The sequence below is a fragment of the Blautia sp. MCC269 genome, assembly GCF_018785655.1.
In the GTDB taxonomy this organism is placed as follows: domain Bacteria; phylum Bacillota; class Clostridia; order Lachnospirales; family Lachnospiraceae; genus Blautia_A.
The window spans coordinates 197,729-206,300 of record NZ_WQQE01000008.1 but is presented as its reverse complement, the minus strand read 5'-3'; the positions used below and the strand labels follow the sequence as shown (position 1 = coordinate 206,300).

Genomic DNA, 8,572 nt, shown 5'->3' with positions numbered 1-8,572 from the left:
TTTGTTGGTACTTCAATTATACATCCTTCTACAGAGGGTGTCTTTCTTTTGTGCAATATTTTGGATTTGCTCATTTATAGATTATATTTAATTTTAATGGCAATGGGTGATTTGTATAAAGAAAGTGGACAAATAGAAAAATATGAAGAAATTAAGAATATATATTTGGTAAATCCATATAAAAAGGGAAATGATTATTATAAAATTTTACCAACGCAAATTGACCGAGACGTTTTTAAAAGCATTAGTTCAAATCCGGAAGTGAAAATTGAACATGAAATGTGGAATGCATATAATTTTTTTAGAAAAAAATTGGCATTAAATATTGATTTGGATCGTATGAAAAATATAATTACAACAAAGCTATCTATAGTAAGTATTGTATTAGACTCATCAGACAATCCATATCTTGTTTTTGAGAGTTTGAATCATAAAGGAAAACCTTTATCGGTTGCGGATTTAATTCGAAATTATGTTTTTATGAGCATACATATAGAAAAGCAAGAGGAAGTATACAGAGAAAAATGGAAACCTATGCAAGATCGATTAGGTGAGTCAATTCCTGAATTTGTACGGCATTATTTAATGATGGGAGGTGAGTATATTAATACGGGTGACGTCTATAATGTTTTAAAAGAACAGATTGATAATGAAGGTGCAGAAGAATATCTGGAAAGGCTATGCATATATTCAGAAATGTATGATATTTTTTTACATCCAGAAAAAGAAGATAATATAGAAATAAGAAATGAATTGATAGTTTTAAAGGAATTAGATATTTCAACATCGTATCCATTATTGCTGAATTTATATAGTCTGTATAAACAAAAGATAATTGAAGCGAAAGAACTGGTACAGATGTTATTTGTTATTGAAAATTACATTATAAGAAGATTTGTATGTGGCGTTCCATCTAATCAATTGAATAAAATATTCCCACCGATTTTTTCCCAAATGCAAAAAATTGAAGAGGATTCATATTTATTAAAATTAAAAAAAGCATTACAGGCGAAAAATTATCCTAAGGACTATGATTTTAGGGAATGTTTAAAGACTGCAAAACTTTATGGGAATGGTGATCGAGTAAAGAAAACTAAAATTATATTAGAACGGATAGAACAATCTTTTAAACATAAAGAAATAAGCAGCTTAGATAATATGACAATAGAGCATGTTATGCCACAAACACTTTCTGACGAATGGAAAATACATTTAGGTGATGATTGTGAACAAACCCATGAATTATACTTAAACACGCTGGGAAATTTAACGCTTACGGCGTATAATTCAGAATTGTCAAATGATAGTTTTAAAAGAAAGCGTGAAATATACAATGAATCTCATTTAGAGATGAATAAGTATTTTTCAACGGTTGAAAAATGGAGCGATATAGAAATAAAACAAAGAGCAGGTATTCTTGCAAGTAAATTGATGAAAATATATCCATATTTTGGTGAAACAATCAATAGTAGCGATCTGTCAAGTGTAACTGGAACAAAACCTTATTCGTTAGTAGTTCTTGGACAAGAATTTAATGTAAAGACATGGGCAGATGTTTTAATGTATACATTGAAAGTTGTATCTGATTTAGCCCCGGATAAGCTTGAAAACATAGAAACGGATTATCCATCGCTCGTTGGAAAAAATGCAAAAATTTTTAGAAGACCTAAAGAGTTGTGCAATGAATATTATTATGAATCAAATTTAAGTGCAAGTCATATATATAATTTCTGCAAACAGTTGGTCAATGTAATGGAGTTGTCAGAAGATGAGTGGAAAACAGAAGTAACAAATTAGAACAGAATGTTGATAGCTCAAAGAAACATTGACATAGGTATGTTTTATATTATTTTATGCGAGCAAATGAAATATTTTGGAATAGACAATAAAATATTGACACCATATACGACACCACATATAATATAGATAGGAGGTATAACAAATGTCAAAATGGGATAAACTGATAACACGTATATGCAATTTATCGAAAGACCTCCGGTTTGATGAGTTACGGAAGGTATTGGAAAGCTACGGATATGAAATGAATGCACCAAGAAGTGGAAGCAGTCATTACACTTTCAGAAAGCAAGGGTGTATGCCAATTACAATACCAAAGCATGAACCAATCAAGAAAGTATATGTAGAAATGGTAAGGCAGATTGTAGAAAGTGAGGCGAAGAATGATGAAGACGCTGAATGATTATATGGCAATGTCCTATCGTATGGAAATCGTGGAAGATAAAGATGAAGGCGGATTTGTAGTTTCTTATCCGGATTTGCCTGGTTGTATTACTTGTGGTGAGACAGTGGAGAGTGCGGTAGCAAATGCATTGGATGCAAAAAAAGCATGGATTGAAGCTGCATTGGAAGACGGTGTAGAGATTCATAAACCAGACAGTTTGGAAGATTATTCCGGACAGTTTAAATTGAGAATTCCACGAAGCTTGCACAGATCACTGGCAGAACATTCTCAGAGAGAAGGAATCAGCATGAATCAATACTGTGTGTATCTTCTTTCCAGAAATGATGCAGTGTATTCAAAATAATGATTGTGAAAGTTTTTAATGCAGTTATAATGGAGTGTCAATGTATGAAAATAAAAATCGGTATGTCAGGACAACATATATGAAAAGTGAATAGCATAAATTGATTTTATGTGATAGATATTCATAGGTGACTGAATGATTTTTTATAGTACAATTTTATAGATGTATTGTTACCATGACTGTAATTGATAAAGAAGGAGAAATCTGCGATATGGATAAAAAAGAAACATTTGGTGGAGAAATAGCAAAGCAATTACCAGTTAAGGATATATATAATGATTTGGCACATCCTGCGTTAAGTACAGTAGGACAGGGATTGCAAGGGGTAACTAAATTAGCGTTAGCACCAATATCTGCATTAGTATGGGGGTATGATAAAATCGCAGATTACTTAGATGTTGCGATACCTGAATATTTTGAAAAAAGAAAAATAGAAAAAGAAAAGATTATTTCTCCAGATCCTATGATTGCAGTTCCAGTAGTTGAGGCAATGAGATATACTTCGCATAAAGAAGAATTAAGAGAGATGTTTACTAACTTATTAGGGGCAGCTATGAATGCGGATTCTATTGATGCCCATCCAGCGTTTGTAGACATAATAAAACAATTATCCCCAGATGAAGGGAAAATGATTAAGTACTTATACCAGGACGATAAACAACCGATGATAAAGATTAGAGTCAAATTGGATAATGGTGCTGGTGAGAGTGATATATTGCCATATTTTAGTGATATATGTTATAAAGCTGATTGCCAATATCCACAAAAGTTTCCGGAATATTTAGATAATTTACATAGGTTGGGAATTGTTGAGGTATATTACGAGCGATTTTTGGTAGATGAAAAGTATTATGAAGAATTGAAACATCAGCCATATTTTCCGCATATAGAAGAAAATGAGAAAATCAATATTGTGGAAAAGAAAAGTATGTATGAACTAAGTGAATTTGGAAAAGAATTTTGTAAAGTGTGTTTGTATTAAAGGATGTGATTTATTAACATATAGCTGGCAACAAATTGGCAACAGAAAATCAGTGAGCCAAAATAATATATGCAACAGAAATAAAATACCGGCGAAAAAGATACAAAACTTAAACAAATATATTTAAGAACATCTTTGGATTTGCCGAGTTTGAGTAGCGGACTAAATTGCGAAAAAGCCCATAAATAAAGGTTTTGCGGGCTGTCTGGATGTTCCGGTGGAGTGCAAATGGAGTTAAAAAATCTTTTTTTTCTTTGTTTTCTTTCCGGAGTTATCTGAGATTTTCGCAAAAGTAACTATGCTCAGAAAATATAATTAGTGTGAATATGAAGAACAGTTTGTTTTGATGGAAATATTTTCCGTCAGGGCAGACTGTTTTTTTATACCCTTTTTCAATGATATTAACTCCATGGTTCAGCGATAACACATATGGAAACTGTAAAATTAAAATAATTTGCTAAATTTCGGAAAATGATGTCCGATTTTGCATCGGCCAGTACAGAGTATATGAAGAGATAAATATTCAAAATACAGGAGGTACTGATTATGCAGAACAAATTATTTTTAAAGGCAGCTGATATATGTGAACTTCTGGAGGTGAAACAGACATCGGCTTATGAGATCATTGGCAATCTGAATAAGGAGCTGGAAGAACAGGGATATTTGACGCTTAGAGGAAAAGTTCCGACAAAGTATTTTGTGAGGCGTTTCTACGGGGTAGAAGATACCTGTGAGATTCCACAGGAAGAGGGAAAGGAATGGTTTCATGCGTAAGAGAAAAATGTATTTATCAGTAGAAGACATTGCAGAACTCTTTGGATTATCAGTTTCGTTTGCTTACCGGGTGTTGGAAAGAATGAATGCCGATCTGGAAAGCAAGAACTGCTTCATTCTGCAATACCTCCCGTCAGTCTTGTTCTCATGGTTTCCAGCGTCTTAGTCCTGTGCCGCTGGACGGCGCTGCGGGACATTCCCACCACCGCGCCGATCTCGCCGTCCGTCAGTTCCAGGACACAATGCAGTATCAAGATGCTTTGTCCCGGCTGGGGCAAGCTGGCAAAGGCAGCGGCCACCAGCCCGTCGCTGATCTGAAGCTCACAGCCATAGGCCGGAAATATAAAACTGTCGCTGGGGTACTGATCTATCGTGCATAGCGTGTCCAGTTCCGAAAGCGGCAGCGTTTCAAAGGATGTTTCCCAGCCACGCTGACGCTTCCTTTCCCGGAAGTAGTCAACGGCTTCATGGTACAGTACCAGCTTGCAAAAATGGTCAAACTGGCAGCGCCTCCCGTAATCATCAGGGGTAACTTTCATCTTCTCACCCCCTTTCCGTGGGGAGTGAGCAGGATGATCCTGTCCGTTGTCAGGGGCCTATGCTGGCCCTGGTCTGCTGACCGCCTCCTTTTCCATCTGATTTTTTGCCGGAAATGAGAATCCGCGAAAATCGACAAAAATCGCCCGGCAGGTCGTAAACCTACCGGGCGACGATTTGAAGCGTTTTGTTGTTTTCTTACATGGTATAGTTCATACTCATAGCCGGAATATTCCCGTGGCGGGGCAAGGCTTTTTTTAAGCGGTAGAAGTGGATTAGATTATAATGATAGTAAAACAGCATGGCGGCGTCCTCCCGTGGGCCGCCATGCCTTTAACTGCTGGGAATGACAGAAAGAAAGCAGCGGCCTTGATTTCTCAAAACCGCCACCAGTGAATATAAATTAAGCGTGAAAATGGGTCTGCCCAGCAGCGGTTTTTTTCTTTTCTGCCGCTGGGCAGATGTTTTTTCTTTAGATACATGATAAGAGGAATTTTTGAAGATTCCATAAAGATTTGAAAAATGGACGGACATAAAAGACGTCCATTACACTATCGGAAAATCAGCAAGGAAGTTTCATAGTAACCTTTGCGCCGCCGGTTTCTTTTGAATTTTCTAAAATAAGCTGACCATTATGTTGTTCCATAATCGAATTTGTAATATATAGACCCATACCAAAGTGTAACTTTGAATTGCGGCTTTGATCGCCCATATAGAACCGTTCCTGTGCGTGGCATAATGCCTCTTTAGAAAATCCCGTTCCCTCGTCTGTGACTGAAATTTCCACGAAACCGTTGTTACTCTGAACATCCACATAAAGCGTTCCGCCTTGCGGGGAGTAGTCCAGCCCATTACTGATAACATTCATAATAGCACGTTCTATCAGCACCCTATCAAATTTCAGCATTTGAGGGAGTGAAACAGTATTCATTTGCAGCCGGATTTCTTTTGTCCGGCATAGTGATTCCATATAACCGAACAAGTGCTGCATGAACGCTGGCAAGTCTATACTTTCAATATGGAGCTGATAACCAACCGCCGCCCGTGATATATCAATCAGGGTTTGAATATATGACTGCATCTGGCCGGAGCTTTCCACGACGTAACCAGCGTATAATCGTTGCTCATCATCAAGATTTGTTTCTGTGAGTAAATCAGCATTTCCTTGAATAACCGTCAGAGGCGTTTTCAAATCATGGGCAAGCGCGGCGATTTGCTCTTTCTGTGTCTGTTCGGTTTTCCATTGCCGTTCTAACGAAATTTTCAGATTATCTTTCATATCTGAAAAAGATGCAAGGACATCTTCAAACTCTTTGATTTTGGCGTGTCCTACTTCAAAATCAAGGTTTTGCTTTGAAACCTCCGCAGTTGCTTCAAAAAGCGGGGTCAGTTGTGTACGCAGGTTCTTAGCAAATCTGGCGGTCAGTATGATAATGACCAGCAGCGAATTTACAGCCATCAGGATAAACACAAGCGTGTCAGGAGATGGAAAATATTCCGGTAGCCATGACACTGTAAATTGAGAACCAATATAATACCTTAAAACGCAAAATTCGTTTTCCCGGACAACAAGTGCAAACTGCCTCCCCGTAGCATATTCAATATATTCTCCCTTTGCGTACAGCAGGGCAATTTCTTTTTCATCATCGTCCATATTGCTGTAAAGCTCATTAAAGTTCTTGTCCAGAATTAAGTAGCCGCATCCCTGTGGAATCACAACCTTTGTAATATCCGGGGCAATCGTCAGCGTTGGAATGATCTCTTTTACCTGCAATTCACTTAGATTTGCTCTTGTAGCTAATCCAGCATTTACAGCAAGTCCCTCCAAACCAGAAGGGACAATAATTGCCGCTACCAGCATGACAATGAGGGAGATAGCAAACTGGCGAAACAATATTTTCAATGTAGGTTTCTTTTTCACTCCCATTTATATCCTATCCCCCATACGGTGCTGATCGGACTTATTTTGAAATGCTCCAATTTCGCACGAATATTTTTTATATGCGTTGAGATCGTAGAGTTATCGCCTATTCCATCAAACCCGAAAACGGCTTCATAGATTTGTTCTTTTGTAAAAACCTGTCCCCGGTTTTTCGCAAGGTATTCACAGATTGAATACTCGCTTTTGGTAAGGGGAACCGGCTGTTCTGAAACATACAGTACCTTTGCGGAAAGGTCAAATCTTATATCAGGCTCAAATGAAAGTGTGCTGTGATGCTCCCTTTTTTCTCTGCGTAAATGTGCCGCGACACGGGCGCGAAGCTCCTGAATACGAAAAGGTTTCGTAATATAATCATCCGCACCGATGCCCAATCCAAACAATATATCTTCCTCTAATGTCTTTGCGGTCAGAAAGAGAATCGGGCAGTCTACCATATTCCTGATCTGTTTGCAAAACTCAAACCCGTCTGTGCCAGGCATCATCACATCCAAAAGAATGAGGTCATAGAAATGCAGCTTTTTGATGTCTACATCATCCGCATTTTGACAGACTGTTATCAAATATCCATCTTTCCCCAAACTGTTCTTAATCAATTCCAAGATAGAAACTTCATCGTCAACTACAAGTAAGTGGGTCAAAAAATCGCCTCCCGCCCCATTATACCACATTGTCGAGGTTACTCATCATTATTTTTAATGTCAGCTTTCCGATATTCATTGTTGATATTTACAGCTACGGCATTGCTTATATCCACATCCACAATACTGTAAACGTAGCCGAAACTGAAATCTTCCCCCGCCACATTTTTGAAGCGTTTCGATACCTGCCCGATTTCTTCTTGCAGTTCTGACATTTCAAGACATTCATCCGTTATGGTATATGTCAGGCCGTTATATGAAATTTCATCATAGTTTGCGGCGTTCAGCTCATAATACGGCAGAGATTCATTTAACGCCTTATTTTTATCGGCGGTATCGCGGAGCGCACCGCAGGCCGATAAGCATATAAGACTTACAAGCACAATTACCACGGCAAACAGGCACTTTTTATTCACTGTTTTTACCTCCCTCCCAACCATGAAACCAAACCAAACTGGCAATCAGCAGACAAACAGTGCAGCATACAGAAATAATCATACCGCTGAAAAAATCGGTTTTTACCTGTGCATACAGTTGGGGGCTATCCCATGCAAGCACAGTGTAATCCATAGCACGAACGCCCCAGGCCCAGGGAATATATTTCCATGTAGCGTCACCAAGCCCTGTTATCATAAGGGCAGCTATTAAACTCCCTGCAATTCCCAATCCCATAGATGCACCTTTTCCGAAGCTCATTCCCACAAACAAATGAATCAGATAAATGGGAAGCATGGTAATCAACAATAGAATCCCTGCTTTCAGGTAAAGGCTTGCCGGAGCATCCCTATATAGTGCAGCGAATGTTCCTAACGCTAAAAATGTTGCGCCAAAAGCACAGATCATCAGAAAACCAAGTTTACCAATATACGTTGCCATGCGAGATGGGATTGTTCCCAACAAAAGCTGATAATGCCCGGCCTGATTTTCGATCTGAACAACCAGGCCCACAATAATGCCGATCAGAAACGGGAACGCAACGGCCAGCACTTCCAGATAGGCACTGATTTTGGTTGCCAGTTCCCATCTGGATATATGATAGTAACCCGCAAAAATCGCCGCACATATAATCGGAATCATGCTGTGCATATAGAGCAAAATGCTATGTTTACACTTCTGATATTCTGCTTTCCAGCAGCGAACCACAGATACCATA

General features: G+C 38.3%; 10 protein-coding genes. 5 read left to right on the top strand and 5 right to left on the bottom strand.

The genetic code is table 11. The features are described from left to right. From GPK88_RS03045 to GPK88_RS03025, 5 genes are all read left to right on the top strand, one after another. Window positions 1-1,797: HNH endonuclease family protein (locus tag GPK88_RS03045; RefSeq protein ID WP_215707511.1), on the top strand; the 1,797-nt coding region annotated here is incomplete at its 5' end. 145 nt (window positions 1,798-1,942) lie between these two features. Beyond that, entirely contained in the window at window positions 1,943-2,200 is a 258-nt protein-coding gene (locus GPK88_RS03040) for a type II toxin-antitoxin system HicA family toxin (protein WP_055054195.1), read from the top strand. Further along, the gene (locus tag GPK88_RS03035) at window positions 2,184-2,546 is read left to right on the top strand and encodes a type II toxin-antitoxin system HicB family antitoxin (RefSeq protein WP_118595533.1); all 363 of its coding nucleotides are present in this window, start codon (window positions 2,184-2,186) and stop codon (window positions 2,544-2,546) included. Before GPK88_RS03040 ends, GPK88_RS03035 begins: the two co-directional genes overlap by 17 nt. A 211-nt stretch (window positions 2,547-2,757) precedes the next feature. Next, on the top strand, window positions 2,758-3,528 hold the full coding sequence (locus GPK88_RS03030; protein WP_158578868.1) for a DUF4393 domain-containing protein: 771 nt from the start codon (window positions 2,758-2,760) through the stop codon (window positions 3,526-3,528). Window positions 3,529-4,074: 546 nt separating this feature from the next. Then, window positions 4,075-4,302 carry a DNA-binding protein gene (locus tag GPK88_RS03025; protein ID WP_118263272.1) on the top strand — a complete coding sequence of 76 codons (228 nt, stop codon included), beginning with the start codon at window positions 4,075-4,077 and terminating at the stop codon, window positions 4,300-4,302. 113 nt (window positions 4,303-4,415) lie between these two features. Here GPK88_RS03025 and GPK88_RS03020 read toward each other — a convergent pair whose 3' ends face one another. The 5 genes from GPK88_RS03020 to GPK88_RS03000 form a co-directional block, all read right to left on the bottom strand. Then, complete coding sequence (locus GPK88_RS03020; RefSeq protein ID WP_118510262.1) at window positions 4,416-4,841, bottom strand: sigma-70 family RNA polymerase sigma factor; 426 nt, start codon at window positions 4,839-4,841, stop codon at window positions 4,416-4,418. Between the two features lie 560 nt (window positions 4,842-5,401). Beyond that, window positions 5,402-6,766 (bottom strand): sensor histidine kinase, encoded by a 1,365-nt coding sequence (locus GPK88_RS03015; RefSeq protein WP_118071896.1) that lies wholly within the window; start codon window positions 6,764-6,766, stop codon window positions 5,402-5,404. After that, window positions 6,757-7,419 (bottom strand): response regulator transcription factor, encoded by a 663-nt coding sequence (locus GPK88_RS03010; protein ID WP_055056575.1) that lies wholly within the window; start codon window positions 7,417-7,419, stop codon window positions 6,757-6,759. Before GPK88_RS03010 ends, GPK88_RS03015 begins: the two co-directional genes overlap by 10 nt. A 38-nt stretch (window positions 7,420-7,457) precedes the next feature. Continuing rightward, window positions 7,458-7,835, bottom strand: a complete 378-nt coding sequence (locus tag GPK88_RS03005) for a NisI/SpaI family lantibiotic immunity lipoprotein (protein ID WP_025580194.1) — start codon at window positions 7,833-7,835, stop codon at window positions 7,458-7,460. Beyond that, window positions 7,828-8,571, bottom strand: a complete 744-nt coding sequence (locus tag GPK88_RS03000; protein ID WP_025580193.1) for a lantibiotic immunity ABC transporter MutG family permease subunit — start codon at window positions 8,569-8,571, stop codon at window positions 7,828-7,830. Before GPK88_RS03000 ends, GPK88_RS03005 begins: the two co-directional genes overlap by 8 nt. Window position 8,572: the final 1 nt, after the last annotated feature.

Bases quoted from the DNA above. Each gene is read 5' to 3' on its own strand.
- GPK88_RS03035 (WP_118595533.1), top strand. From the start codon at position 2,184: ATGAAGACGCTGAATGATTATATGGCAATGTCCTATCGTATGGAAATC.
- GPK88_RS03015 (WP_118071896.1), bottom strand. From the start codon at position 6,766: ATGGGAGTGAAAAAGAAACCTACATTGAAAATATTGTTTCGCCAGTTT.
- GPK88_RS03040 (WP_055054195.1), top strand. From the start codon at position 1,943: ATGTCAAAATGGGATAAACTGATAACACGTATATGCAATTTATCGAAA.
- GPK88_RS03025 (WP_118263272.1), top strand. From the start codon at position 4,075: ATGCAGAACAAATTATTTTTAAAGGCAGCTGATATATGTGAACTTCTG.
- GPK88_RS03030 (WP_158578868.1), top strand. From the start codon at position 2,758: ATGGATAAAAAAGAAACATTTGGTGGAGAAATAGCAAAGCAATTACCA.
- GPK88_RS03000 (WP_025580193.1), bottom strand. From the start codon at position 8,571: ATGGTATCTGTGGTTCGCTGCTGGAAAGCAGAATATCAGAAGTGTAAA.
- GPK88_RS03020 (WP_118510262.1), bottom strand. From the start codon at position 4,841: ATGAAAGTTACCCCTGATGATTACGGGAGGCGCTGCCAGTTTGACCAT.